This is a genomic window from Pseudomonas sp. ML2-2023-6 (assembly GCF_037055265.1).
Taxonomy (GTDB): Bacteria; Pseudomonadota; Gammaproteobacteria; order Pseudomonadales; family Pseudomonadaceae; genus Aquipseudomonas; species Aquipseudomonas kulmbachensis.
This window is the reverse complement of sequence record NZ_CP146347.1, coordinates 1,294,181-1,319,516: the sequence shown is the minus strand read 5'-3', so window position 1 is coordinate 1,319,516 and position 25,336 is coordinate 1,294,181. Positions and strand designations below refer to the sequence as shown.

Below are 25,336 nucleotides of genomic sequence, written 5' to 3'. Positions count from 1 at the left end.
CTCCCCCAGACAGAGCTTAGCCGCGCTTGTAAAACCAGAGTGCTGCCGCGACCAACGGAGTGATGTGGCAATCAGGGTTTCCCTCGATAGAGCGGGGTCATGTATGCTACGGGACTTCCTGTAACCCCTGCTCCAACCTGATCGGCAACACTGTCGCCGGTCTATGTTGAAGAGGATTAGGCCACCCTTTATTAGTACAAGTAGCCATGCACGAACAATATCAGCCCCGTGAAATAGAAGCCGCCGCCCAATCATTCTGGGACAACCAAAAGTCCTTCGAAGTCAGCGAAGATCTAGGCAAAGAGACGTTCTACTGCCTATCGATGTTCCCGTACCCAAGCGGCAAGCTACACATGGGGCACGTGCGCAACTACACCATCGGTGACGTGATCTCCCGCTACCAGCGCATGCTTGGCAAGAATGTCCTGCAACCTATGGGCTGGGACGCCTTCGGCATGCCGGCTGAAAACGCCGCGATGAAAAACAAGGTCGCGCCGGCCAAGTGGACCTACGAAAACATCGCCTACATGAAAACCCAGCTGCGTAGCCTGGGTCTGGCTGTTGACTGGTCCCGCGAAATCACTACCTGCCAGCCGGATTACTACCGCTGGGAACAATGGCTGTTCACTCGCCTGTTCGAAAAAGGTGTGATCTACCGTAAAAACGGCACCGTGAACTGGGACCCGGTGGACCAGACCGTACTGGCCAACGAACAAGTGATCGACGGCCGCGGCTGGCGTTCGGGCGCGGTGATCGAAAAACGCGAAATCCCGATGTATTACTTCAAGATCACCGCCTACGCGGATGAACTGCTCGAAGGCCTCGACGATATGCCAGGCTGGCCTGAGCAGGTCAAAACCATGCAGCGCAACTGGATTGGCAAATCCCGCGGCATGGAAGTGCAGTTCCCTTACAACGTCGAGTCCATCGGCGAAGCGGGCGCACTCAAAGTCTTCACCACCCGTCCGGATACCCTGATGGGCGCAACCTACGTGGCCGTAGCTGCCGAGCACCCGCTCGCCACCCTGGCTGCGCAAAACAGCCCTGAGCTGCAAGCGTTTATCGCTGAATGCAAAGGCGGCAGCGTTGCCGAAGCCGACATGGCGACCCAAGAGAAAAAGGGCCTGCCAACGTCGTTGTTCGTCGAACACCCGCTGACCGGCGAAAAGCTCCCGGTATGGGTCGCCAACTATGTATTGATGCATTACGGCGACGGCGCAGTCATGGCCGTGCCTGCACACGACGAGCGTGATTTCGAATTCGCCACCAAGTACCACCTGCCGATCACCGCGGTAGTGCGCACCAGTGCTGGCGACGAATCCCCTGCTCCATGGCAGGACGCCTATAACGAGCACGGCATTCTGATCAACTCAGGCGAGTTTGACGGCCTGAACTTTGATGAGGCATTCGCAGCCATCGAAGCCGCCTTGACCGCCAAAGGCCTGGGCCAGTCACGCACCCAGTTCCGCCTGCGTGACTGGGGCATCAGCCGTCAGCGCTACTGGGGCTGCCCGATCCCGATCGTGCATTGCGACACCTGTGGCGACGTTCCGGTACCTGAAGACCAGTTGCCTGTGATCCTGCCAGAAGACGTCGTACCCGATGGCGCAGGTTCGCCACTGGCGCGCATGCCCGAGTTCTACGAGTGCAGCTGCCCTAAATGCGGCGCACCGGCCAAGCGCGAAACCGACACGATGGACACTTTCGTCGAGTCGTCGTGGTACTACGCCCGCTACGCCTCGCCGCACTATGAAGGCGGTCTGGTCGAGAAGTCGGCAGCAGACCACTGGTTGCCGGTTGATCAGTATATCGGCGGCATCGAACACGCAATCTTGCACCTGCTGTATGCGCGCTTCTTCCACAAGCTGATGCGTGACGAAGGCCTGGTCAGCTCCAACGAGCCGTTCAAGAACCTGCTGACTCAGGGCATGGTGATCGCCGAGACTTACTTCCGTACGCTGGACAACGGCGGCAAGGACTACTTCAACCCGGACGACGTGGAAATCGAACGTGATGCCAAGGCCAAGATCATCGGCGCCAAGCTGAAGACTGATGGCCTGCCAGTAGAAATCGGCGGCACGCAGAAAATGTCCAAGTCGCTGAACAACGGCGTCGATCCGCAATACATGATCGAGCAATACGGCGCAGACACCTGCCGCCTGTTCATGATGTTTGCTTCGCCGCCTGACGCAAGTCTGGAATGGTCCGACTCGGGTGTTGAAGGCTCGCACCGCTTCCTCAAGCGTGTATGGCGCCTGGCCCATGCCCACGTAGGCCAAGGCCTGCCGGGCGCGTTGGATATCGCCAGCCTGAACGATGAGCAAAAAGTCGTTCGCCGCGCCATCCACCATGCTATCAAGCAAGCAAGCCAGGACGTTGGCCAGCATCATAAATTCAACACTGCCGTCGCCCAGGTGATGACCGTGATGAACGTGCTCGAAAAAGCACCGCAAGTGACCGAGCAAGACCGCTCCCTGTTGCAGGAAGGTCTTGAGACTGTTGCACTGGTACTGGCACCCATCACTCCGCACATCAGCCATGAGTTGTGGAACCAGCTAGGCCACGCCGGCGCCATCATCGACGCAGCATGGCCCACCCTGGACGAAAGCGCGCTGGTACAAGACACCCTGCAACTGGTTATCCAGGTCAACGGCAAGCTGCGCGGGCATATCGAAATGCCAGCCAGCGCCAGCCGTGAAGATGTTGAAGCCGCTGCCCGTACCAACGAAAACGTACTGCGGTTTACCGAAGGCCTGACGATTCGTAAAGTCATCGTGGTGCCCGGCAAACTGGTCAATATCGTCGCCAGCTAACTGGAACAGGCGCCCATGCCATGCACGGGCGCCCAACAAGACCTTCAGGGCCGCTTAGTCGGCCTATCTGGTTTCAAGGGGAGCAACACATGATCAAACGCAACTTGCTGGTGATGGGTCTCGCAATTTTGTTGAGCGCCTGCGGCTTCCAGCTGCGCGGCACCGGCACCAACCAGCTGACGATCACCGAACTCAACGTCAGCGCTCGCAACGCCTATGGCGATACCGTGCGCCAGCTGCGTCAGGTACTGGAAAACAGCGGTGTAAAACTCACCGCCAATGCGCCATACAAACTGATCTTGACCAACGAGAAAGAAACTCAGCGCGCTGCCACCTACTCCGGCAACGGTGGCACCGTCGAGTATCAACTGACCAACGTAGTGAGCTATGAAGTACGTGGCCAGAACAACTTGCCGCTACTGAACGACCGAGTTGAGGCGCAAAAAGTTGTCATGGAGGACGGCAGCAACATTGCTGGCGCCAACCAGGAAAGCCTGCTGATCCGCAAAGAGATGCGTCGCGACCTCATTCAGCAACTGGTCATGCGCCTGGAGCAACTGACCCCGGCCAAGCTGGAAAAACTGCAAGAGCTCGCAGATGCGAAGGCCAAGGCTGAAGCCGATGCCATTGAAGCTGCACGCAAGGCTCAAGAGGAAACTCCTCAACAGTCGCCACTTGAACTGCAAAACCAGTAAGGCATACGGGGCGCTCAAGCGCCCCGCTATCGTTATAGCCCTATGAAACTCGCCCCCGCTCAACTCGCCAAGCATCTGCAAGGCAATCTTTCGCCTGTCTACATCATCAGCGGCGATGACCCGTTGCTGTGCCAGGAAGCTGCCGACGCCATTCGCAGTACTGCACGCCAGCAAGGTTTCGACGAACGCCAGGTCTTCAGCGCCGATGCCAGTTTTGACTGGGGCACGTTGCTGCAAGCGGGCGCCAGCATGTCGCTGTTTGCCGAAAAGCGCCTGCTGGAACTGCGCTTGCCATCGGGCAAGCCCGGCGACAAGGGCGCGGCAGCACTGATCGAATACTGTTCACGCCCGGCCGAAGACACCTTGCTGCTGATCAGCCTGCCCAAGCTTGATGGCAGCGCGCAGAAGACCAAATGGGGCAAGGCGCTTATCGAAGGGCCACAGACCCAGTTCGTGCAGATCTGGCCAGTGGACGCCAACCAGTTGCCACAATGGATTCGCCAGCGCTTGTCTCAAGCTGGCTTGTCAGCCAGCCAAGACGCCGTTGAACTGATTGCCGCAAGGGTCGAAGGCAACCTGCTGGCCGCTGCGCAAGAAATCGAAAAGCTCAAGTTAATGGCCGAAGAGGGCCAAATCACGGTTGAAACAGTGCAAGCGGCGGTAGCCGATAGTGCGCGTTTTGACGTGTTTGGCCTGGTGGATGCCGTGCTCAACGGCGAAGCTGCCCATGCCTTGCGCATGCTTGAAGGCCTGCGCGGCGAAGGCGTTGAGCCTCCGGTAATTTTGTGGGCACTGGCACGCGAGCTGCGGGTGCTGGCCAATATTGCATTGCAATACAGCCAAGGCATTCCGCTGGACAAGGCTTTCAGCCAGGCACGCCCACCGGTGTGGGACAAGCGCAAGCCACTGATGAGCAAAGCCTTGCAGCGTTACTCGGCACAACGCTGGGCACAATTGCTGCTGGATGCGCAACATATCGATGCGCAAATCAAGGGTCAGGCAGCGGGTTCGGCCTGGAGCAGCCTGGGCCGTCTCGCCCTGTTGATGTGTGGGCAACGGCTGAATTTGCCTGCGCAATAAAGGCAAAACCTTGTAGATACTCTGTTCCAGGTCAAGCCCCAGTGGGAGCGAGCCTGCTTATTGATGGGCCAGCGGCCCATATCGCAGCCTTCGGCAGCGGCAACAGAGGGTTATGCCGTCGGGCTGGACAATGCAAAAAATCTGGCCGATGATTTGTACTTGTTTAAACCCAGTGAGAGCAAATGCCATGAGCAAGCGCCCCAACAAGGCCAAATCCATTGTTGCCCAACCCCTGTTCCGCAGCCGCCAGGAACGCCCCGCCAAAGGCAAAGGCAGCTACCGCCGCGAAGCCTTCCAGTCGAGAGACCGGGAGGCTTTTTACTTTCTGGCTGCCTGACAGCGGGGATGATAAGGTCTGCATCTGATTTGCATTACCTGGACCTGCGCATGCCCTTAAGTCATAAACGTGGTTGGCCGATGCGCCAACTGATCGCTGCTTCCAGCGTCATCCTTCTAGTCGCCTGCGCAGAGAAACCTACCGCAGCCGATGCTCAGCCCCTGCCTGTGACGCCTCCCGCCCCTGCGGTGACCACTATCGCGCCAGGTACCGATATCCCCTTTGTTCAGCCCGCACAGAGTTTCAGCGAGTGGCAGGCCAACTTCCGCGCGCAGGCACTTGCAGCCGGAATCAGCCCGCTGGTATTCGATAACGCCTTTGCTGACATCACGCCCGATATGAGTGTGATCAAGGCAGATCGCAGCCAACCTGAATTCAGCCGCCCTGTCTGGGAGTATCTCGACGGCGCGCTGTCGCCTTTGCGTGTGCGTAACGGTCAGCGTTTGCTGGAGCAAAATGCCGAGCTGCTAAGCCGCATCGAGCAGCGTTACGGCGTCGATCGCCAGGCCCTGGTTTCGGTATGGGGCATGGAGAGCAACTTCGGTACGTTCCAGGGCAACAAGTCCGTCATTCGTTCGCTGGCCACCCTGGCCTACGAAGGGCGGCGCCCTGAGTTTGCCCAGAGCCAATTGATCGCAGCGCTGAAGATCATTCAGCAAGGCGATATAAGCCCCGAGAAAATGCTCGGTTCCTGGGCGGGCGCAATGGGCCAGACCCAGTTCATCCCCACCACCTATGAAACCCACGCCGTGGATTTCGATGGCGATGGTCGTCGGGATATCTGGAACAGCTCGGCCGACGCCTTGGCCTCGACTGCGCATTACTTGCAAAGCTCGGGCTGGAAACAAGGTCAGCCGTGGGGCTTCGAAGTCACACTGCCTGCCGGTTTTGACTACGCGCTGGCCGATGGTGCGGTGAAAAAAAGTGTAAGTGAATGGCAGAAACTGGGGGTCACCCTACCTGCCAGCTCAGCCGGCTCGGATCAATTGAGCGCTACCCTGCTCCTGCCTGCGGGTTATCGTGGCCCGGCGTTCCTGGTACTGGATAACTTCCGCGCCATCCTTCGCTACAACAACTCATCGTCCTACGCTCTGGCCGTAGGTTTGCTGTCGCAACGCTTCAACGGTGGCGGAACCATTCTGGCCGACTGGCCAAAAGATGACCGACCATTGAGCCGCTCCGAACGCGTTGAACTGCAAACACTGCTCAGCCAACGCAATTACGATGCGGGCAATGCTGACGGCATCATCGGCGCCAACACCCGCAAAGCGATCCGCAGCGCGCAGCAAGCCATGGGTTGGCCTGCTGATGGCTACCCGAGTCATAAGTTGCTGGAAAGTTTGCGTAGCAACTAGCTAGCAGATGTGGGAGCGAGCCTGCTCGCGAACGGATTACGACGGCTGTTCGCGAGCAGGCTCGCTCCCACAGGATTAGCCCACAGCTGTTACTACCGCCTGCTCAAGCACCAACTGCTGCTTGTCCGCATCGAGGCGCACCTGAGCGCCCATCGGCAATGTCAGGTTCGGGTCGCAATGCCCGCTGCGCCATCCCGCCAACACAGGAATGCCAAGCGTGCCCAGCTCCCGTGCAAGCAACCGCTCAAGCGCCTGAACATCAACGCCTGCCACATCCCCCACCAAAACCCCGCGCAACCTGTTGAGCTTGCCTGCCAACCGCAAATGCGTGAGCAGGCGGTCAACCCGGTACAGCGGCTCGTTGACGTCTTCGATAAAGAGAACGATGTCCTCGCCATCCAGCTCGAACGCGGTCCCCATAGCGGCGCAGATCATCGACAGGTTACCGCCCAGCAAACGCCCGCTGGCGCAGCCCGGGGCAATGGTCGTTAACGGGTAGGCAGCTGGATGCTCCAGGACGGGCGATTGCTGCCCACTGAGCATACGTAGCAGTGAAGACTCGGTCGGCGGCTGTTTATTGCCCAACAGATCAGCGTTAAGCATCGGCCCGTGAAAGGTCACAAAGCCCGCGTAACGGGTGATCGCCAGATGCAACGCGGTGATATCGCTGTAACCCACAAATGGCTTGGGATGACGGCGCAGAAGCTCAAAATCGATACTATCCAGCAGACGCGGGCAGCCATAGCCGCCGCGCAAACAGAAAATCGCATCAATATTGTCATCGGCAAAGGCAGCGTGCAGGTCGCGTAAACGCACCGCATCGGAGCCTGCGAGATAGCCATCTTTTTCCCACACGCCTGGAAAAACCCGTAGCTGATAGCCACGAGCCTGCATCCATTGGGTAGCGAGGTTCAGATCAAGTTCGGCGGGACCTGCCGGGGCGATCAGTGCGATCACCCCGCCAGCGGGCAACGCGGGCACCGCGCTGTGAGCCTTGAAAGACACGTGCGCGGTGAGCCGGCTGTTCATGGAATCAAGCACTCACCAGCATGGATTTGACCAGCTTGGCTTGCTCATCGGCGTGGTACGAAGAACGTACCAGCGGGCCCGATGCCACGTTTTTGAAGCCCATTTTGTAGCCTTCCTCGGCGAACCAGGCAAACACGTCCGGGTGTACGAAACGCTGTACCGGCAAGTGGCTACGCGACGGCTGCAAGTACTGGCCCAGGGTCAGCATATCGATGTCGTGCTCACGCATGCGCTTCATTACTTCGATCACTTCTTCGTCCGTCTCGCCCAGACCCAGCATCAGGCCGGATTTGGTCGGGATGTGCGGCATCATCTGCTTGAAGCGCTGCAGCAAGGTCAGCGACCACTGATAGTCGGAACCAGGACGCGCAGCCTTGTACAGGCGCGGCACGGTTTCGAGGTTGTGGTTGAACACGTCCGGTGGCTCGGCTGCGGTGATTTCCAGCGCAACGTCCATGCGACCACGGTAGTCCGGGACCAGGGTTTCGAGGAGCACGCCCGGCGACAGCTTGCGGATCTCGCGGATGCAGTCTGCAAAGTGCTGAGCGCCGCCATCACGCAGGTCGTCGCGGTCAACCGAGGTGATCACTACGTACTTCAAGCGCAGGTCAGCAATGGCAACTGCCAGGCTTTGTGGCTCGTTGACGTCCAGAGGCTTCGGTCGGCCGTGACCCACGTCGCAGAACGGGCAGCGACGGGTGCAGATATCGCCCATGATCATGAACGTCGCAGTGCCGCCCGAGAAGCACTCGCCCAGGTTCGGGCAGGAAGCTTCTTCGCACACGCTGTGCAGCTTGTGCTTGCGCAGCAATGACTTGATGCGGTCGACCTCAGGCGAAACCGGGATGCGCACACGAATCCAGTCAGGCTTCTTCGGCAGCTCGGTGGTCGGAATGATCTTGACCGGGATACGCGCAACCTTTTCGGCACCGCGCAATTTGACGCCGGTCTCAACTTTGGAACGGGCCTCGCTTGCGCGGGCTGCACGTTCTGAGATGTCCAGCGTCGGGATCAGGGTTTGAACAGCGTCTTGCGCAGTAGTCATATCAGTCGATTCCGCCCGTCAGGGTCGTCTGCTCAGCATAGTCGAGGTGTTTGACGAGCTGCGCACGCAGCCGGGCACCTACCTCGGCAAATTCAATCGGCCCTGCATGGTCACGCAGCTGGGTCATCGCCAGCCCCGCGTAACCACAGGGGTTAATCCGTCGAAACGGTTCCAGGTCCATGTCCACATTCAGGGCCAGACCGTGGAAGGAGCAGCCATTACGTATCCGCAGCCCCAGAGAGGCTATTTTCGCGCCATCAACATACACCCCAGGCGCATCGGCCTTGGCTGCAGCGCTCACGCCATAGCTGGCGAGCAGGTCGATCAGGCACTGTTCCATCCGCGTTACCAGCTCACGTACACCATAGCCCAGCCGGCGTACGTCAAGCATCAGGTAAGCGACCAACTGGCCAGGACCGTGATAGGTCACCTGACCACCGCGATCCGACTTGATTACCGGGATATCACCCGGTAGCAACAGATGCTCGGCCTTGCCTGCCTGGCCTTGGGTAAACACCGGTGGGTGCTGCACCAGCCAGACTTCGTCTGGCGTGTCCGGGTCAAGTTTGCGCTCATCGGTAAACCGCTGCATCGCCAGCCAGCTGCGCTCGTAGTCAAGCAAACCCAGCTCGCGAATACCCAAGGCCTGCAACATCACAACACCATATGCACGAAGCCGGTGGCTCGCAGATCGCTGTTGATGTTGTAAAGCTGGTCCTGATCAGTTGCCACGATGTGCAACTGGATCGTCGTGTATTTGCCGTTACTGCTTTGGCGCTCGTCAACACGGTCATGATTGATCGTCGCGTGTTTCTTGACGATGTCGATGATCTTGTCCTTGTTACCCACGCCTGTATCGCTGATCACCTTAACCGGGTAGTCAACGTTAGGAAATTCGATCTTTGGCGCCTTTACTTCGGTATCGGTCATGGCGTAACGGCCTCGTAAGCCCTGAGCTACAAACGTGCCCCGCGCAGGGTGGGCGCGGGGTCACACTGGTGGATGAAATCAGTTGAACAGCCCGTAAAAGAATAGACGGATGCTGTCCCAAACGCGTCGGAAAATACCACCTTCCTCAACGGGTTCAAGTGCGATCAGGTCAGCGCTGTGCACAACCTTGTCATCGAGCTTGACCTCAACCTTGCCAATCACATCGCCTTTGGCGATAGGGGCCATCAGTTGCGGGTTCATGGTCATGCTTGCAGCCAGCTTTTTCAATTGGCCTTTAGGCAGGGTCATGGTCAAGTCTTCGGCCAGACCGGCTTTAACCTGGTTGGTCGTGCCTTTCCAGACTGGCGCCTGAGCCAGTTCTACGCCCTTCTGGTAGAAGGTCTGGGTTTCGAAGAAGCGGAAACCGTAGGTCAGCAGCTTCTGGGTCTCGGCAGCACGGGCCACTTCGCTGTTGGTACCGAATACCACAGCGATCAGGCGCTGGCCGTCACGAACAGCTGACGACACCATGCAGTAGCCAGCTTCGTCGGTGTGACCGGTTTTCAGACCATCAACGGTCTTGTCACGCCACAGCAACAGGTTGCGGTTAGTCTGCTTGATGCCGTTCCAGAAGAACTCTTTCTGCGAGTAGATCGCGTAGTGAGTCGGGTCTTCGTGAATGATGGCACGGGCCAGCAACGCCATGTCATGAGCCGACGAGTAGTGCTCCGGGCTCGGCAGGCCGGTCGGGTTCATGAAGTGGCTGTTGGTCATGCCCAGCTCGCCAGCAGTCTTGTTCATCATGTCGGCGAATCCGTCTTCGCTGCCGGCAATGTGCTCGGCCAGAGCCACGCTGGCGTCGTTACCCGACTGAATGATGATCCCGTGCAGCAGATCGCTGACCGACACCTGGGTGCCGACCTTGATGAACATGCGCGAGCCGCCGGTACGCCATGCGTTTTCGCTGACGGTTACCGGATCGCTTTCACCGACCTGGCCACGACGGATCTCCAGGGTCGCAATATAAGCGGTCATCAGCTTGGTCAGGCTGGCTGGCGGCAGACGCTGGTCGCCGTTGTTCTCGACCAGCACGTTACCGCTGCTGGCATCCATCAGAACGTAAGCCTTGGCAGCCAGTTGCGGCGGTGCGGGCATCATCTCGACCGCCCAGGCGGCAGGCGTGATGATCAGCGGTACAAGCAGGCACAGGCGTTTGGCAAAGGTGGTGATGTTCATCCGTCTCTCGAAGTTGTTAATGGAAACTTACCCTCACGGGCAAAACTGTACAGGCAGTCCTTTGACTGGCTGCCGCGTATTCAGTTGCAAGCCTGGCCCCTCGAAGGGCTTTTATTCTTGACCTCTACAACTGCGTTTGGGCCTGGAACACTCCTGGCCCAACGCTTTGATCGGTGTTACTGATCCGACGTCACAACGCTTGGCTGGCCCAAATTGGCCAGACGCACGCTGTTTTGCATTTGTGTCACCTCGCCTGCCGAGGCGATAGGCCCCAGACGCACGCGGTGCAAGGTCTGCTGATTGCGCACAATCGAGCTGATAAATACAGGAGCGCTGACCATGCCACTGAGCTTGGAACGAAGCAACTCGGCAGCGTCAGGATTGGCAAAGGCGCCTACCTGCAAATACGTACCCTGGCCCTTGACCATCGGGGTAACAGGCACGACATCGGCGGCATGCTGCTGGGCTGGCGGCGTCCACTGTTCCACCTTGCCGGTCGACACGGTCGGAGCTGTGTTCTGGGCCATTTTCGGCTCATTGAGCATCAAGGGTGCCGGGCGACCACGCTGGGCCCACCAGGCTTGAGGATCAATACCTTCAACCTTGACCCGCGCCGTGCCAGTTTCGGCATAACCGAGTTTTTTGGCGGCAGCGTAGGACAGATCGATAATACGGTCCGAATAAAACGGGCCACGATCGTTAACCCGCAAAACCACAGCCTTGCCGTTGTCGAGATTGGTCACCTTGACGTAGCTGGGCAGCGGCAGGGTCTTGTGTGCCGCGCTCATGCCATACAGGTCATAGACCTCGCCATTGGCGGTGTTCTGCCCGTGGAACTTGGTGCCGTACCAGGACGCAGTGCCAGAGGCGACATAGGTCTTTGACTCTTGCATCGGGAAGTAGGTCTTGCCCAGCACCGAGTACGGCGCAGCCTTGTAGGGACCGCTGTGCAGGGTCGGCGTGGCATCGGGGATACGCGATACGTCGACATCCCACCACGGCGCGCCGTCCTTGTGCGCGCGGTTGATGTCCAGGCCCGGCTTGGAACTGACGCCACTTGATGTCTGCGGGTTGCTCGAGCGACTGCTGGAGCAGCTCACCACCAGCAGCGCGATAGCGGCGCAGGCAGCGAGTTTCAAAGGTGTGCGAATCGCTAAAAACGGCATTACTTGTTGCCCCGTGCTTGAACCAGCAGGTCGGACAGTTGATGCACTGCCATGGCGTACATCACGCTTCTGTTATAGCGCGTGATCGCATAAAAGTTCTTCAGGCCCATCCAGTATTCAGGGCCATTGGCGCCTTCAAGACGGAATGCCGTAACCGGCATGTCGTCGCGCAGCGCATCATGACTCGACCAGCCCAGCGCTCGCAACTCCCCGACTGTTTTGACCGGCTCGATGCCCTGGGTCAAGCCTTCATCGGCCCGATCGCCCGTCACATCAGCCCGTATTACTACCGGCTCACCGGCTACCCAGCCATGCCGCTTGAAGTAGCTGGCAACGCTGCCAATGGCATCGTCCGGGTTGCTCCAGATATTGATGTGGCCGTCACCGTCGAAATCCACGGCATAGGCACGGAAGCTGCTCGGCATGAACTGCGGCAAACCCATCGCACCGGCATAGGAGCCTTTGAGCGTCAGCGGGTCAACCTGCTCTTCGCGGGTCAGCAGCAGAAACTCTCGCAACTCCTTGCGGAAAAACTCGGCACGCGGCGGGTAATCAAAACCCAGGGTCGACAGTGCATCGATCACCCGGTAGTTACCGGTATTGCGCCCATAAAAGGTTTCGACGCCGATGATCGACACAATCACCTGGGCCGGGACTCCGTATTCCTGCTCGGCACGAGCCAGCACGGCTTCGTGTTCACGCCAAAAGTCGACACCGCGGGCAACCCGGGCGTCGGTGAGGAACATCGGACCGTACTCTTTCCACTGTTTGACACGCTCAGCCGGGCGCGAGATCGCATCGAGGATGCTCTGCTTGCGTTCCGCCTCACGGAAAACGCCCATCAACTGCTCACCGGCAAACCCATAATCGCGGGTCATTTCACCTACGAACTCAGCCACCTGGGGCGAGCCTTCGTAGTCGCCGGCCACCGCACTCTGCGCTGCCCCGAACAGACCCAGCAGGCCCACCCATGACGCGTATCGAGCGGCCCAGCCACGCATTGCTTGCATTGAATTGTTCACCTTAATCAAACTTGTGCGATCCACTTGCGATGTGTGTGAATCGACATCAAAACCCCAAACGCTGACAACAGCGTCACGAGCGAAGTGCCGCCGTAACTGATAAATGGCAATGGCACGCCCACCACCGGTAACAAGCCACTGACCATACCGATGTTGACGAAAACATAAACAAAAAACGTCATGGTCAGGCTGCCAGCCAGCAATTTTCCGAACAGGGTCTGCGCCTGGGCGGTAATCACCAGGCCACGACCAATCAACAGCAGGTAAATCAGCAGCAGTGCGCAAATACCTACCAACCCGAACTCTTCGCCCATTACCGCAATAATGAAGTCGGTGTGGCTTTCAGGCAGAAAGTCCAGGTGCGACTGGGTGCCCAGCAACCAGCCTTTACCAAATACCCCGCCCGAGCCGATGGCGGCCTTGGACTGGATGATGTTCCAACCGGTGCCCAGCGGATCGCTTTCAGGGTCGAGGAAGGTCAGTACGCGCTGCTTCTGGTAGTCGTGCATCACGAACATCCACATGGCAATCGCCACCGGCACTGTCGCTGCCAACACGCTGAGGATCCAGCGCCAGCGCAACCCGCCCATAAACAGTACAAACGCGCCACCCGCCAGCACCAGCAAGGCGGTACCCAGGTCGGGCTGGCGCACGATCAGGGCAAAGGGTACCCCGATCAGCATCAGGCTAACCGCCACATGCTTGAGTTGCGGCGGCAAGGTGCGCTTGGACAGATACCAGGCAATCGTCGCCGGCATGAGGATTTTCATGAATTCCGAGGGTTGGAAGCGAATAACCCCCGGAATGTTGATCCAGCGCGTTGCCCCCATGGCGTTGTGGCCCATGACGTCCACCACCACCAGCAACATGACCCCGATCAAGTAGCCAATCGGCACCCAGCGTGCCATAAAGCGCGGCTCCAGCTGGGCGATGATAAACATCGACACCAGCCCGATTCCGAATGAAGTCGCCTGTTTGCTCAGCAAATCCCAGCTTTTGCCGCTGGCCGAATACAGCACAAACAAACTGCCAGCCGCCAGGGTCAGGAGCAAAATCAGCAGCGGGCCATCGATATGCAAGCGCTGAAGCAGCGTGGCACGGCGACGCATCACGTCCTCACTGGAGAGGATGCGGTCAAAATTACTGATCATTGGCCGTAACCTCTGCCTTTACGGGACCGCCGTACTCGGGTTTGAGTTTGCCGTCTGCACCCAGCAACCAGGCGTCCATGACCGAACGCACCACCGGCGACGCCACTCGACTGCCGGCTTCGCCGTTTTCAATCATGACCGAGACAGCAATTTGCGGGTTATTGGCCGGAGCAAAGCCAACGAACAGGGCATGGTCACGATGACGTTCCTGAACCTTGGAACGGTCGTATTTTTCGCCCTGTTTGATCGCCACCACCTGCGCCGTACCACTCTTGCCAGCAATCAGGTATTGCGCGCCAACCCCCGCAACCCGCGCCGTACCGCGTGCGCCATGCACCACTTGCTGCATGCCGTGAGTGACCTTGGCCCAATTGGACGGGTCACGCAGGACGATATCGGGCATCGGGTTCGGATCAACAGGCGGCACGCCCTCGATGGTCTTGGCCAGATGCGGACGGATCCACTTGCCCTTGCTGGCAATCAGCGCCGTGGCTTGGGCCAGCTGCAAAGGCGTGGACTGCATATAGCCCTGACCGATCCCCAGGATCAGCGTCTCACCCGGGAACCAGGCCTGGCGCCGGGTCGCTCGTTTCCACTCACGGGACGGCATAAGCCCGGCAGACTCTTCGAACATGTCGAGGGAGACTTTCTGGCCAATGCCAAACTGGTTCATGTAGGAAGACAGGCGATCAATACCCAGCTTGTGGGCCAGATCGTAAAAATAAGTGTCGTTGGAGCGCATGATTGCGGTATCCAGATCGACGTAGCCATCACCCGTGCGGTTCCAGTTACGGTATTTGTGATCGTAATTGGGCAACTGGTAATAGCCGGGGTCATAAACCCGCGTTGCGCCGCTGATCACGCCGCTGTCCAGGCCTGCAATCGCCACTGCGGGCTTGATGGTCGAGCCCGGAGGATACAGACCGCGCAAGATGCGGTTGAACAACGGTCGATCAATCGAATCGCGCAGCTCTGCATAAGCCTTGAAGCTGATACCGGTCACAAACAGGTTAGGGTCGAAGCTCGGCTGGCTGACCATGGCCAGCACTTCGCCCGTCAGCGGGTTGAGTGCGACCACCGCGCCACGACGCCCGGCAAGGGCTTCTTCGGCAGCCTCCTGCAGCTTGATATCGAGGCTGAGCACGATGTCTTTGCCGGGGATCGGGTCTGTGCGCTTAAGTACTCGCAACACGCGACCGCGGGCATTGGTTTCGACTTCTTCGTAACCCACCTGACCGTGCAGCTCGGCTTCGTAGAAACGCTCGATGCCGGTTTTGCCAATATGGTGGGTGCCGCTGTAACTGACCGGATCGAGGGTTTTAAGCTCTTTCTCGTTGATCCGCCCCATATAGCCCACCGAGTGCGCAAAATGCGCGCCCTGCGGGTAATGACGCACTAACTGCGCGTCCACCTCAACCCCGGGCAGGCGGAACTGGTTCACGGCAATCCGGGCGATCTGTTCTTCGTTGAGCTCAAACAGGATGGGCACGGCCTCAAATGGCCGCCGCCCCTGCTTCATGCGCTTTTCAAACAGGGCGCGATCTTCAGGCGTGAGCTCCAGTATCTCGACAACAACGTCGAGTTCCTGCTGCCAGCCCTTTGAACGCTCACGGGTCATGGTCAGGCTAAAGCTGGGCCGGTTGTCCGCGATAACCACACCATTGCGGTCAAAAATCAGGCCGCGGGGAGGAGGAAGCGGCCGCACATGCACCCGGTTGTTTTCTGACAAGGTGGAGTGGTATTCGTACTGCACCACCTGCAGATAGTACAGCCGCACAATCAACGCGCAAATGAGCGCTACAACGACAATTGCGCCGACCACGACTCGGCTACGCACAAGGCGTGCGTCTTTCTCGTGGTCTTTAAGGCGAATCGGCTGAGACATTCAGGACGCTGACTATTTGTGGTAAGGGTGCCCGGACAACACTGTCCAGGCGCGGTACAACTGCTCACCGATCAGAATCCTTACCAACGGGTGCGGCAACGTCAACGGCGACAGCGACCAGCGCTGATCAGCGCGGGCGCAGACTTCCGGCGCCAACCCTTCCGGGCCGCCGACCATAAAGTTCACCGTTCGCGAATCCAGGCGCCAGCGGTCGAGTTCAACCGCCAGTTGCTCGGTACTCCACGGCTTGCCGTGCACTTCGAGGGTGACGATCCGCTCACCCGGGCCGACCTTGGCCAGCATGGCCTCGCCTTCCTGACGGATGAAGCGAGCCACGTCGGCATTCTTGCCACGGGTATTGAGCGGTATTTCCACCAGTTCGAGAGCCAGTTCGGATGGCAGACGCTTGGCATACTCATGCCAGCCTTCTTCCACCCATTTAGGCATGCGCGAACCGACAGCGATCAAACGCAGGCGCACAGCGAACCCTTACTCTTGGTCTTTGTTGAGCTTCAGAAAATGCTCATGGGTGTTTTCCGGGCTGTGGTGAGCAGCGCTGCCTGCACGGCTTTGCTCAGCACCGGCCCACAGACGCTCCAGGTCGTAGAACTGACGAGCGCTGGCGGTCATCATGTGAACGATCACGTCGTCCATGTCCAACAGAACCCAGTCGCTGTCGCCCTTGCCTTCTTCGCCCAAAGGCTTGACGCCCAGAGCCTTGACCGCTTCGCGGATCTTGTCGAGCATCGCGCCGATCTGACGGTTGGACGTACCGGTAGCGATGATCATGAAGTCAGTGATGCTGTGCTTGTCACGAACGTCGATAACCTGAATGTCCTGGGCCTTGACGTCTTCCAGAGCAGCTACAGCGATCTTGACCAGCTCTTCGCCCTTGAGAGGCTCGCCGTTGAAGGTTTTTTCTGGCAGCGGGGCGCTTTTGAATGTGCCTTTGCGCTTTACTTTGCTTACATCTTTGTCAGTCATATAAAACTCGTTTTGCTCGTATGTTCGGGTGTTTCAATACACGTCAATTCGCGCCTTGAAACACACCCTTTTTAGTTCGACGCACGGTAAAGCCCGTGCGCATCGATGTAGGCCAGGACCGCGTCGGGCACCAGGAAACGTACCGACTTACCGCTGGCCAGCAGTTGACGGATCTGGGTGGCTGATACCGCGAGCGGCGTCTGCCAAACGAATGCAATCTGTCCGCTTGCCCCCTTCAGGGCCAGCGGGTCGCTTACCGAGCGCGCTGCCAGCAGGTTGCGCAAGGCATCCGGCGGTTCGCTGTCGGCATCCGGGCGCTGTAGCACCAGGATATGGCAATGCTGGAGCAACTCTTCCCAGCGATGCCACGTGGGCAGGCCGCAAAAAGCGTCCCAACCCAACAGTAAAAACAACTGGTCATCCGCGGCCATCTCGGCCCGCATCAGTTCCAGCGTATCGATCGTGTAAGACGGCTTGTCCCGTTGCAGCTCCCGGGCGTCCACCACCAGCGTAGCCACTCCTGCGACAGCGCACTCAACCATCGCCAAACGGTCGTGGGCTGACACCTGGGGCGTGTCGCGGTGGGGCGGCCTGGCGTTGGGTGTCAGACGCAGCTCGTCGAGCCCCATCATTTCAGCCACTTCAAGCCCGCCACGCAAATGCCCGATATGCACCGGATCGAAGGTTCCGCCCAGTACGCCAATGCGCCGGGGTAACGCTTCGATTATCGGTGCCAGCACTGACGCTTTAAGGTTGACCAAGTCAAACCGGCTCCTGACCGCGCAACTGGCCATCACCGACCACAATGTACTTCTCGCAGGTCAGACCTTCGAGACCCACCGGGCCGCGGGCGTGCAGCTTATCAGTAGAAATGCCAATCTCCGCACCCAATCCGTATTCAAATCCATCGGCAAAGCAGGTTGGTGTGTTGAGCATCACGGAACTGGAGTCCACTTCGGCCATAAAACGCCGGGCATCCCCCTGATGTTCGGTCACGATCGAGTCAGTATGGTGGGAGCCATAATGATTGATGTGTTCAATCGCCTGGTCCAGCCCATCGACAATGCGAATCGACAAAATAGCGTCCAGGTACTCGGTGTTCCAGTCTTCTTCAGTCGCTGCAACTACGTCAATCAGCGCCTGAGTGCGCTCACAACCGCGCAATTCGACGCCCTTGGCGCGAAATTGTTCAGCCATCGCCGGCAAAAACCGGGCTGCCACTGCCTGATCCACCAGCAGGGTTTCCATCGCCCCGCAGATCCCGTAGCGGTAGGTCTTGGCATTGAACGCAATACGCTGAGCCTTGGCCAGATCGGCCTGGGCACTGACGTACACATGGCAAATACCGTCCAGATGCTTGATCACCGGCACCTTGGCGTCACGGCTGACGCGCTCGATCAGGCCTTTGCCGCCCCGAGGCACGATCACATCAACGTACTCGGGCATGGTGATCAGCGCGCCAACAGCGGCGCGATCGGTCACTTCAACCACTTGCACCACGGCTGGTGGCAGCCCGGCCTCGGCCAGGCCGCGTTGAATGCAGACCGCAATGGCTCGGTTGGAGTGAATCGCCTCGGAGCCACCACGCAGGATGGTCGCATTACCTGACTTCAAGCACAGACTGGCCGCATCGATGGTCACGTTCGGACGCGACTCATAAATGATTCCGACTACACCCAACGGCACGCGCATCTTGCCTACCTGAATACCCGAAGGACGGTAGCTCATGTCGCGGATTGCGCCGACGGGGTCTGGCAAGCTTGCCACCTGACGCAAACCGACAATCATACTGTCGATGCGTGCAGGGGTCAGCGCCAGACGCTCCAGCATCGCAGGCTCAAGGCCTCTGGCTCGGCCAGCGGCCAAGTCCAGTTCGTTGGCAGCAACCAACTCCAGACGAGCGGCATCCAATGCCGCAGCAGCACTGTGCAGGGCACGGTTCTTCTGCGCCGTACTGGCACGGCCAATCACGCGGGAGGCTTCGCGAGCAGCGCGACCCAAGCGGGTCATGTAGTCAAGAACGGACTCAGTCATGGTCTCAAAGGTCTTGGCAGGGAGGAAAGCGGCCGATTATAGCGGTCCCGCCGCCTCACGCACAGCGGTGGCAGGCGGATGGTCGAAATGGGCAGTAAATACACTGCGTTCAGCCCCGATTAAGCATGACTTGCTATGATCTGCCACTTTTCAGCTATCCACTGACCGCCCTGAAAATGCCAATGATGCTGCCTGATGCCTTTTTCGACCGCGATGCCCAACTTCTTGCCCGCGATCTGCTGGGCAAGGTCATTCGGCATCGGGTCAACGGTCTGTGGCTCAGCGCACGAATAATCGAAACCGAAGCCTATTACATCGCCGACAAGGGCAGCCATGCCTCGCTGGGCTTCACGCAGAAGCGCAAAGCGCTGTTTCTCGATGGCGGGCACATCTATATGTATTACGCCCGTGGCGGCGACTCGCTGAATTTCAGTGCTCACGGGCCCGGCAATGCTGTACTGATCAAGTCGGCTTACCCGTGGCTCGATGATCTGTCGGGCCCCGACAGCCTGGCGCAGATGCAACGCAACAACCCCGATGCCCAAGGCCAGCCGCGAACCGAGCAAAAGCTCTGTGCTGGGCAAACCTTGCTGTGCAAGGCGCTGGGCCTGAAAGTGCGCGATTGGGATGCCAAATGTTTCGACCCCGAACGTTTATGGGTCGACGACGTCAGAGAACAACCTTCGCGGATCATCCAGACCACTCGTTTGGGCATCCCCCACGGGCGAGATGAACACTTGATGTACCGCTTTGTCGACGCTGACTACGCTGCTTTTTGCACCCGCAACCCGCTGCGTCGTGGGCAGATTGAGGGGCAGGACTATTTGATTCTGGAAACCCCATGATCTCTATTGTGAGAGCGGGCTTGCTCGCGATGCAGGCGACGCGGTCTGCCTGGTAAACCGCAGTGATGCCATCGCGAGCACGCCCGCTCCCACAAAAAAAGCGATCCACTTCAAGACACTAACCCCAACAAAAAACTTAAAAGCGAACAAGGAAATTGAAACATGGGCCCATGGCTCGATAGCTTGACTGGCTGGCTGACAGCCAACCCGCAGTGGCTGGGCCTTGCGGTACTTATTGTGGCGTTTATGGAGTGCCTGGCCATTGTCGGGACTATCGTCCCCGGCACCGTGCTGCTCTTTGCAATTACCGTCATGGCCGGCAGCGGAGCGCTATCACTGGGCGAAACCCTGGTGCTGGGCTTTCTCGGCGGGCTGCTGGGCGATGTGGTGTCTTACTTCCTGGGCAGACGTTTCCACCAGAACATCCGGCGCTTGCCACTTTTGCGCACTCACCCTGAGTGGATGAGCGGGGCCGAGAGCTATTTTCATCGTTACGGCATTGTCAGCTTGCTGATCGGGCGCTTTATCGGCCCGCTGCGCCCTATGCTGCCGATGGTTGCCGGGATGTGCGATATGCCACTCCCGCGTTTTATCGCCGTCAGTCTGCTGGCCGGAGCTGGCTGGTCGGTGGCGTATCTGCTGCCGGGGTGGGCAACCGGAGCGGCAATTCGCCTGCCGCTGCCCGAAGGCTTCTGGCCTCAGGCAGCCATCGTTGCCGTAGGCCTCGCCGCCCTGCTGGGTCTGAGCATCAATGCCAGTATTCGCCGCCAACCCAGGACCACCTTGCTGATCGGCGCATTAAGCCTGACCCTGCTGCTCGCGGTGTTTATCGGCTACCCGCACATGACAGCCTTCGACGAGGGCATCACCGCGCTGGTCCAGGAACATCGCAGTAGCGTCATGGATACCGCCGCCGTAATGGTCACGCAAGTCGGCAACTTCGGTACCCAACTTTTAGCCGCGGCGCTGGTGTGCGTCATTCTGTTCTGTACACGCCAATGGCGGGCGATGTGGTTCTTTGGCGGGGTCACCCTATTTACCGCCGTGGCCAATACGCTGACCAAGCACTTCTTTGCGCGGGTACGCCCCGAAGTGCTGGTCGACCCGCTGACCAGCTACAGCATGCCCAGCGGTCACAGCTCCGGCGCGTTTGCGTTTTTTGTCGCCCTGGCGATTCTGGCCGGGCGCAATCAGCCGCAGCGCATGCGCGTCACTTGGGTGCTACTGGGATGTTTGCTGGCGATCACCGTGGCGATGTCGCGGGTTTACCTGGGTGCTCATTGGCCAACCGATATCACTGCTGGTGCCCTGCTCGCCATCACCGTCAACGCATTCGCCATGGCGCTGAGCCAGCGATTCATGCCACTGGAACCGATACCGCAGAAAATCTGGTGGCTGCTCTTGCCTTCAGTAACCGCCTTATACGGTTTCTTCATGCTGGGGCACTTGCCCAAAGAGCTGCTGCGCTACGCCTATTAACGGATAGCGCAATCAGTTAAGCGCCTCACCCTGGATCTCATCGAGCAATACCTGGATCCCATCCAGACGCTGCTGCGGGTCATCAACCTGCAGCAGCTCGATCTTGTCCGCCTCGGCAAAAGGCAGCAGGTATGCCAGTTGATTGGCCAATGACTGCTGCCCCGCCACCTCGGTACTCATATTCAAGGCCGCAACCATCGGGTGCTCGGCCAGAGCCTTGAGCAAGGCCAACAGGTCCTGGTCTTCTTCCTGCAGCGGCTGCTCGGGAACCTCTTCCAGCCACTCGACCTCGGCCAACAGTAACTGGTCGCGCTGCAACTCGGTGCTCAGCACTTCAAAGCGCCGCCCGCCTTCGACCCTGATCCCCAGCAGGCCATTGTCCTGCTGCTGAAAGTCACGAATCAGCGCTTCGCAGCCGATTCTGGCAATGTCCTGCGGAGCATCCCCGACTTCACGGCCATCCAGGATGCACACCACGCCAAAGCCTGTGCCTTGCTTCATGCAGCGGGCAATCATGTCCAGATAGCGCGCTTCAAATATCTGCAAATCCAGCACACAACCCGGAAACAGCACCGTACTCAAAGGAAACAGCGGCAATCTCATACACTCACCCTTACACCACGAGGGTCACGGCCAGGGGCAAGAACACCGCCGTGGCAACGCCCATTAGACTCATCGCCAACGCCGCAAAGGCGCCGCACTCTTCACTCTCCTGCAGGGCTGCCGATGTGCCGACCGCATGCGCCGTCATGCCCAGCGCCATACCCCGTGCTTCAGGGCTGTGAACCCCCAAGATGCGCAGCAGGCCCGGCCCGAAAATCGCACCGATCACCCCGGTAATCAGCACAAACACCGCTGCCAGAGCAGCCACACCGCCAATTTGCTCCGCCACCAGCATGGCAATCGGCGAAGTCACGGACTTGGGCGCCAGGGTCATCAGCATCATGTGCTCGGCCCCGAACAACCAGGCCAGCCCCACCACCAGCCCGGTGGCAAATACGCCGCCAACCACCAGCGTAGTAAAGATAGGCCAGAACAATTGACGAATTCGGCGCAGGTTCAGATACAGCGGTACCGCCAGCGCCACGGTCGCGGGCCCCAGCAAAATACTTAAAATATCCGTGCTTTTACGGTACTCGGCGTAGCTCAAGCCGCAACTGAGCAACACGCCGATCACCAGCAGCATCGAGGCCAACACCGGTTGCAGGAAGATCCAGCGGGTTTTTTCGTAGGCTGCGAGCACCAGTTGATAAGCCCCGAGGGTGATCCCGATACCAAACAGCGGATGGTGGATGACTGACTCCCAGGCCCCTTGCCACTCAAGACTCATGGCCGCTCCTCGGGATGGCTGTGCCCCTTGAGCAAGCGCTGCATCAGCACCCCGATGAATGCCATGGAGATCAATAGCGACAGCACCAGCGCCCCGGCAATGGCCCAAAAGTCAGCTGCAATGTCGGCGGCATACACCATCACGCCCACCGCGGGGGGCACCAGCAGCAAAGGCAAGTAACGCAACAACCCGCTGGCAGCCTGGCTCAACGGCTCACTGACCTGACCGCGCACCATCAAAAAACCCAACAGCAGCAACAACCCGATAATGGGTCCGGGCAGTACGGGGACGAACAAGTGATTGAGGGCCGTGCCGAGCAATTGAAACAGCACCAGCCAAGTCAAGCCGCGTAACAACATCTCACCTCTCCAGCGAATATTCTTGTGCCGCATTATAAGCACGTCCCACCGGCCATCGGCATTGCTGCACCTTGCAGGCTTGGGTACATGCCCCCGGCATTGAATATCTATCGATGTTTCATCTGGGCCTATAGACAGCTTCTACTGCTGCGGCATACTCGCAGGCTTAATTATCCGGATCCCGCTATGCGCCCATTTGCCCCCCTTGCTTTGACCCTGCTGCTGACGGCCTGCGGTGACGGTGAATCACTGTTACCGCCAGACGCACGCCTGCCCGATGGCGGGCGTTATCGGGGCGAAGTGGTCAATGGGTTGCTGCAAGGCCAGGGCCGTATCGACTACCCGAACGGCAGTTGGTACACAGGCGACTTCAAAAATGGTCTGTGGCACGGTCAGGGTGAATGGCATGCCAGCAATGGCGATGTTTATCGCGGCGGGTTCGAGCAGGGGCAGTACAGCGGCCAAGGCAGTCTGACCACCCACGACAGCACTTATGTCGGCGGTTTCAAGCAAGGCCGGCGCGAGGGTGAAGGCACGCTAAAAGAAGGCGCCATGAGCTATCGCGGCCAATTCAAGGATGACCAGTTCTCGGGCGACGGTCATCTTGAGCTGGAAGACGGCAGCCAGTATCAAGGCCAATTTGCCCACGGCAAACCCCACGGCGAAGGCAAGCGCAGCGATGGCAGCGGCAACGAATTCAGCGGCCAGTTCGTCAATGGCGAGTTGGAAGGCAACGGTGTCTTTAACAGCGCTGACGGCGACCAGTACGAGGGAGCGTTCAAGAACAACCAGCTGAATGGCAAAGGGCGCTATGAAAATGCCGACGGTGATGTCTGGATCGGCAACTTCAAAGACGGCGCATTGACGGGTAAAGGCGAGCTGATCGGTATCGACGGTAGCCACTATCGCGGCATGTTCAACGAATGGCGCTTCAACGGCACCGGCCACTTGAACATGGCCGACGCAAGCAGCTATGTCGGTGAGTTCGCGGCAGACACCTATCAAGGCCACGGCAGCCTGACCCTGAGCGACGGCACCGTGCAAAGCGGTTTTTGGCTTAACGGGCAACGGGTCCGCGATGCCAATGGCGCTTTATTGCCTGATCCGCTGGAGCTGGGGCTGCTCAACCAGGGCACCTTGCTCAACGAGGCACTGGCGGGCGTTGCGCCATCGACTCCGGCTATTGAACTGTACAGCCTGGTGTTGGCAGGCGACGGCAAACAAAGCGTCTTCAAGCGCGAAGCCGATTATGTCAACGACATGCTCGCCAGCCGTTTTGGCAGCCGCGGCCAGATCACGCTGGTGAACCATCGCGACAATCTGCTGGATCGGCCCATGGCAACTCGCGAGAACCTGCACCGTGCAGCCAAAACCCTGGCCGAACGCACCGGCCCCGAAGACCTTGTGTTCATTTACCTGACCAGCCACGGTACACAGGAGCACGAACTGGTACTCGACCAGCCCCGCCTTGAACTGGCGGACCTGCCTGCCGATGAACTGGCAGCGGCGCTGGCTCCGCTGAAAAATCGCGACAAAATCATCGTGATTTCGTCCTGTTACTCAGGCGGCTTCATCCCGGCACTCAAGGATGAAAAGACCTTGATCATGACCGCATCGCGCGCAGACAAGGTATCGTTTGGCTGCTCGGAAGAAGCCGACTTCACCTACTTCGGCAATGCCTTGTTCGCTCAAGCCCTGAACCAGACCGACGACCTGCAAAAAGCCTTCAAGCTGGCCAAACAGTACGTCGCCGAGCGCGAACAGGCTGACGGCTACGAACCTTCCGAACCGCAAATCTGGGCGCCAAAAGGCGTTCTGAATCACTGGCAACGCTTACGTCAGCACCAAGCAAAACAGGCTTTGCAGTAAGCAAATAAACCTGGAATGACTACGCTGAATGTATCAAGGGGGGAAACACTATGCACTTGACGCCTTCACACATCCTGCTCGCTGGAGCCACTGGCCTTACAGGTGAGCTGCTGCTCGACCGTTTGCTCAATGAGCCCACCATCGCCCGTGTCCTTGCACCCTCTCGCAAGCCTTTGGCGGCGCATCCACACCTGGAAAACCCGGTAGGCGATCCGGTTGTGTTCTTGCCCCTGCTCAGTGGCAGGGTTGATGTTGCCTTCTGCTGCTTGGGTACCACAATCAAGCAGGCAGGCTCTGAAGCGGCCTTCCGTGCGGTTGACCATGACATGGTGGTGGCTTTCGCCAAGCGTGCCCGGGACATGGGCGCCCGGCATCTGATTGTTCTCAGTGCGATTGGTGCCGACCCTAAATCCTCGGTGTTCTACAACCGGGTCAAAGGTGAAATGGAGCACTCGGTGCGCGCCCAGGACTGGCCGCAACTGACTATCGCACGCCCTTCGCTACTGCTCGGCGATCGCGTTGAACCGCGACTGGCCGAACAAATAGCGGGGCCACTGTCAAAACTGCTTCCAGGCAAATACCACGGCATCGAAGCCTGCCAACTGGCCCGCGCCCTGTGGCGCTTGGCGCTGGAAGAACAGGACGGAGTGCGGGTGGTTGAGTCCGATGAGTTGCGCAAACTAGGCAAGTAA

General features: G+C 58.9%; 25 protein-coding genes. 9 read left to right on the top strand and 16 right to left on the bottom strand.

The window, feature by feature from the left end:
* Positions 1-206 precede the first annotated feature (206 nt).
* The 5 genes from leuS (at position 207) to V6L79_RS06085 (ending at position 6,280) form a co-directional block, all read left to right on the top strand.
* Positions 207-2,813 (top strand): leucine--tRNA ligase, encoded by a 2,607-nt coding sequence (gene leuS, locus V6L79_RS06105; RefSeq protein ID WP_261740809.1) that lies wholly within the window; start codon positions 207-209, stop codon positions 2,811-2,813.
* A gap of 89 nt (positions 2,814-2,902) precedes the next feature.
* A complete protein-coding gene (gene lptE, locus V6L79_RS06100) occupies positions 2,903-3,508 on the top strand; it encodes an LPS assembly lipoprotein LptE (RefSeq protein WP_261740808.1) in 606 nt (201 codons plus the stop codon).
* A 42-nt stretch (positions 3,509-3,550) separates the two neighbouring features.
* Entirely contained in the window at positions 3,551-4,588 is a 1,038-nt protein-coding gene (gene holA / locus V6L79_RS06095) for a DNA polymerase III subunit delta (RefSeq protein WP_338579931.1), read from the top strand.
* 187 nt (positions 4,589-4,775) lie between these two features.
* Positions 4,776-4,925, top strand: a complete 150-nt coding sequence (gene arfA / locus V6L79_RS06090) for an alternative ribosome rescue factor ArfA (RefSeq protein WP_003444166.1) — start codon at positions 4,776-4,778, stop codon at positions 4,923-4,925.
* 50 nt (positions 4,926-4,975) lie between these two features.
* Positions 4,976-6,280: a lytic murein transglycosylase gene (locus V6L79_RS06085; RefSeq protein ID WP_261740806.1), complete on the top strand. Its 1,305-nt coding sequence runs from the start codon at positions 4,976-4,978 to the stop codon at positions 6,278-6,280.
* 75 nt (positions 6,281-6,355) lie between these two features.
* On the opposite strand, the gene V6L79_RS06080 is transcribed toward V6L79_RS06085, so the two are convergent.
* The 13 genes from V6L79_RS06080 to V6L79_RS06020 all read right to left on the bottom strand — a co-directional run bounded on the left by V6L79_RS06080 (position 6,356) and on the right by V6L79_RS06020 (position 18,762).
* Entirely contained in the window at positions 6,356-7,309 is a 954-nt protein-coding gene (locus V6L79_RS06080) for an LD-carboxypeptidase (protein WP_338579930.1), read from the bottom strand.
* Between the two features lie 4 nt (positions 7,310-7,313).
* A complete protein-coding gene (lipA, locus tag V6L79_RS06075; protein WP_261740804.1) occupies positions 7,314-8,354 on the bottom strand; it encodes a lipoyl synthase in 1,041 nt (346 codons plus the stop codon).
* 1 nt (position 8,355) lies between these two features.
* On the bottom strand, positions 8,356-9,009 hold the full coding sequence (gene lipB, locus V6L79_RS06070; RefSeq protein WP_261740803.1) for a lipoyl(octanoyl) transferase LipB: 654 nt from the start codon (positions 9,007-9,009) through the stop codon (positions 8,356-8,358).
* Positions 9,009-9,284 carry a DUF493 domain-containing protein gene (locus V6L79_RS06065; protein WP_261740802.1) on the bottom strand — a complete coding sequence of 92 codons (276 nt, stop codon included), beginning with the start codon at positions 9,282-9,284 and terminating at the stop codon, positions 9,009-9,011. The genes lipB and V6L79_RS06065 overlap by 1 nt, the downstream gene beginning before the upstream one ends.
* Before the next feature lie 78 nt (positions 9,285-9,362).
* The gene (locus V6L79_RS06060; protein ID WP_338579929.1) at positions 9,363-10,520 is read right to left on the bottom strand and encodes a D-alanyl-D-alanine carboxypeptidase family protein; all 1,158 of its coding nucleotides are present in this window, start codon (positions 10,518-10,520) and stop codon (positions 9,363-9,365) included.
* A gap of 176 nt (positions 10,521-10,696) precedes the next feature.
* Positions 10,697-11,686: a septal ring lytic transglycosylase RlpA family protein gene (locus V6L79_RS06055; RefSeq protein WP_261740800.1), complete on the bottom strand. Its 990-nt coding sequence runs from the start codon at positions 11,684-11,686 to the stop codon at positions 10,697-10,699.
* Entirely contained in the window at positions 11,686-12,696 is a 1,011-nt protein-coding gene (gene mltB, locus V6L79_RS06050) for a lytic murein transglycosylase B (RefSeq protein ID WP_261740799.1), read from the bottom strand. Before mltB ends, V6L79_RS06055 begins: the two co-directional genes overlap by 1 nt.
* A 17-nt stretch (positions 12,697-12,713) precedes the next feature.
* Positions 12,714-13,817: a rod shape-determining protein RodA gene (gene rodA / locus V6L79_RS06045; protein WP_261742363.1), complete on the bottom strand. Its 1,104-nt coding sequence runs from the start codon at positions 13,815-13,817 to the stop codon at positions 12,714-12,716.
* A 31-nt stretch (positions 13,818-13,848) separates the two neighbouring features.
* Complete coding sequence (gene mrdA / locus V6L79_RS06040; protein WP_261740798.1) at positions 13,849-15,744, bottom strand: penicillin-binding protein 2; 1,896 nt, start codon at positions 15,742-15,744, stop codon at positions 13,849-13,851.
* A 12-nt stretch (positions 15,745-15,756) separates the two neighbouring features.
* Positions 15,757-16,224: a 23S rRNA (pseudouridine(1915)-N(3))-methyltransferase RlmH gene (gene rlmH / locus V6L79_RS06035; protein ID WP_003444191.1), complete on the bottom strand. Its 468-nt coding sequence runs from the start codon at positions 16,222-16,224 to the stop codon at positions 15,757-15,759.
* Positions 16,225-16,233: 9 nt separating this feature from the next.
* Complete coding sequence (gene rsfS, locus V6L79_RS06030) at positions 16,234-16,728, bottom strand: ribosome silencing factor (protein WP_261740797.1); 495 nt, start codon at positions 16,726-16,728, stop codon at positions 16,234-16,236.
* Between the two features lie 71 nt (positions 16,729-16,799).
* Entirely contained in the window at positions 16,800-17,522 is a 723-nt protein-coding gene (gene nadD / locus V6L79_RS06025) for a nicotinate-nucleotide adenylyltransferase (protein WP_261740796.1), read from the bottom strand.
* Positions 17,491-18,762 carry a glutamate-5-semialdehyde dehydrogenase gene (locus tag V6L79_RS06020; RefSeq protein ID WP_338579928.1) on the bottom strand — a complete coding sequence of 424 codons (1,272 nt, stop codon included), beginning with the start codon at positions 18,760-18,762 and terminating at the stop codon, positions 17,491-17,493. Before V6L79_RS06020 ends, nadD begins: the two co-directional genes overlap by 32 nt.
* A gap of 176 nt (positions 18,763-18,938) precedes the next feature.
* On the opposite strand from V6L79_RS06020, the gene V6L79_RS06015 reads away from it, so the two are divergent.
* Both V6L79_RS06015 and V6L79_RS06010 read left to right on the top strand, forming a co-directional pair.
* Complete coding sequence (locus V6L79_RS06015) at positions 18,939-19,607, top strand: DNA-3-methyladenine glycosylase (RefSeq protein WP_261742362.1); 669 nt, start codon at positions 18,939-18,941, stop codon at positions 19,605-19,607.
* A gap of 162 nt (positions 19,608-19,769) precedes the next feature.
* Positions 19,770-21,086 carry a bifunctional DedA family/phosphatase PAP2 family protein gene (locus V6L79_RS06010; RefSeq protein ID WP_338579927.1) on the top strand — a complete coding sequence of 439 codons (1,317 nt, stop codon included), beginning with the start codon at positions 19,770-19,772 and terminating at the stop codon, positions 21,084-21,086.
* A 12-nt stretch (positions 21,087-21,098) separates the two neighbouring features.
* On the opposite strand, the gene V6L79_RS06005 is transcribed toward V6L79_RS06010, so the two are convergent.
* Genes V6L79_RS06005 through V6L79_RS05995 form a run of 3 tightly spaced genes read right to left on the bottom strand, consistent with a single transcriptional unit; the run spans position 21,099 to position 22,775 of the window.
* Positions 21,099-21,689: an LON peptidase substrate-binding domain-containing protein gene (locus V6L79_RS06005; RefSeq protein ID WP_261740793.1), complete on the bottom strand. Its 591-nt coding sequence runs from the start codon at positions 21,687-21,689 to the stop codon at positions 21,099-21,101.
* Between the two features lie 10 nt (positions 21,690-21,699).
* Positions 21,700-22,416 (bottom strand): LrgB family protein, encoded by a 717-nt coding sequence (locus V6L79_RS06000; RefSeq protein WP_261740792.1) that lies wholly within the window; start codon positions 22,414-22,416, stop codon positions 21,700-21,702.
* Entirely contained in the window at positions 22,413-22,775 is a 363-nt protein-coding gene (locus V6L79_RS05995) for a CidA/LrgA family protein (RefSeq protein ID WP_261740791.1), read from the bottom strand. Before V6L79_RS05995 ends, V6L79_RS06000 begins: the two co-directional genes overlap by 4 nt.
* Before the next feature lie 186 nt (positions 22,776-22,961).
* Between V6L79_RS05995 and V6L79_RS05990 the strand changes: the two genes are divergently transcribed.
* Positions 22,962-24,644, top strand: a complete 1,683-nt coding sequence (locus V6L79_RS05990) for a C13 family peptidase (RefSeq protein WP_261740790.1) — start codon at positions 22,962-22,964, stop codon at positions 24,642-24,644.
* Positions 24,645-24,694: 50 nt separating this feature from the next.
* Positions 24,695-25,336: an oxidoreductase gene (locus V6L79_RS05985; protein WP_261740789.1), complete on the top strand. Its 642-nt coding sequence runs from the start codon at positions 24,695-24,697 to the stop codon at positions 25,334-25,336.